The organism is Echinimonas agarilytica, from assembly GCF_023703465.1.
Lineage (GTDB): Bacteria > Pseudomonadota > Gammaproteobacteria > Enterobacterales > Neiellaceae > Echinimonas > Echinimonas agarilytica.
The window spans coordinates 1-1,076 of record NZ_JAMQGP010000022.1 but is presented as its reverse complement, the minus strand read 5'-3'; the positions used below and the strand labels follow the sequence as shown (position 1 = coordinate 1,076).

Sequence of the window (1,076 nt, the reverse complement as noted above, 5' to 3'; positions counted from 1 at the left end):
ATATCAAAAGCCCACAGTATGGATTAGGACTGCGCCACAGCAACAGCCGTTGCCCTAAGCGCTTTGATATTTTACTGCTCATTGCCATGCTGGCTGAATGGGCTTTGCGATTGCTAGGAATGGTGGCGATTAAACGCAATTGGACGCCACAATTTCAGGCGAACACCATCAAACACAGGCGGGTTTTATCTTTGATTCGGCTAGGAAGAGAGGTTAGAAAACGATGGCGGGATTACCCCGTCAGCAGCGCCGATATACGGTGGGCTATCGGCCATTACATCAGGCTGGTTCACCAAACGGGGATGCCAGAATTATGAGGGGATCCCCCAGCGCCCACTTAAGCGGACAAAAATTGTTGGCTATAATGTGTAGCGGAGCGAAACGTAGCCAACTGTTTTTGTTCCGTTTAAAGTGCTTGTTATACGATTATTCACGTTGCCTCAACCACTCTATTAATATCCATAAACCTCTAGAAAATAAGTAGAACAGCACCGAAAATACGATTACAGATAAGTCAGTAAAAGGTGGAGTAGTCAGGTTTTCACCTACGTCTACCAACGCTTTATTATTTTCGATAGACTCTTTAACTTTTGCCATATCAAAGAACCCTATATCAGGTACAGACTCGTAAACTCGGATTTGAATTTCGGCATATTTTTTTGGAGCTATGATGGCAATACTTGTAAAATAAGTGATACCAAGTGATAAGTAAAATGCGATGACATCTAAAACCATACTCCCTGTAAACTTACCCCACAAATCCAATCCAATTTTAACGATCAAACTGGACACCAATAAGTTAACTAGAATGAAACTCAAGAACCAGAAACCAAGATACGTCTCAAATCCGTACTCTGAAGCACAAAAGTACAAGTAAGCACATATCGCAAAATGTATTAGATTTTCAACTTTATCTTTTAACAACTTCACTCAATATTCCCACTATCGTATAGACATAATGACTCCCCACTAAAGATGCTGATCTCCAATTCTTCGTGGGTTAGCTGAAAGCCAGAGCCATAATAGTTTTGTTAAAGAAACTAAAAAATGGAGATCAGCATGAATAAACATAACAT

The 1,076-nt window shown here is 40.6% G+C and carries 1 protein-coding gene and 1 pseudogene; one reads left to right on the top strand and one right to left on the bottom strand.

The window, feature by feature from the left end; all coding sequences use genetic code 11:
* Positions 1–317, top strand: a pseudogene (locus NAF29_RS18085) (IS4 family transposase); the annotation flags it as partial.
* Positions 318–426: 109 nt separating this feature from the next.
* Here the strand turns inward: NAF29_RS18085 and NAF29_RS18080 are convergent.
* Positions 427–930: a hypothetical protein gene (locus NAF29_RS18080; RefSeq protein ID WP_251263034.1), complete on the bottom strand. Its 504-nt coding sequence runs from the start codon at positions 928–930 to the stop codon at positions 427–429.
* Positions 931–1,076 lie beyond the last annotated feature (146 nt).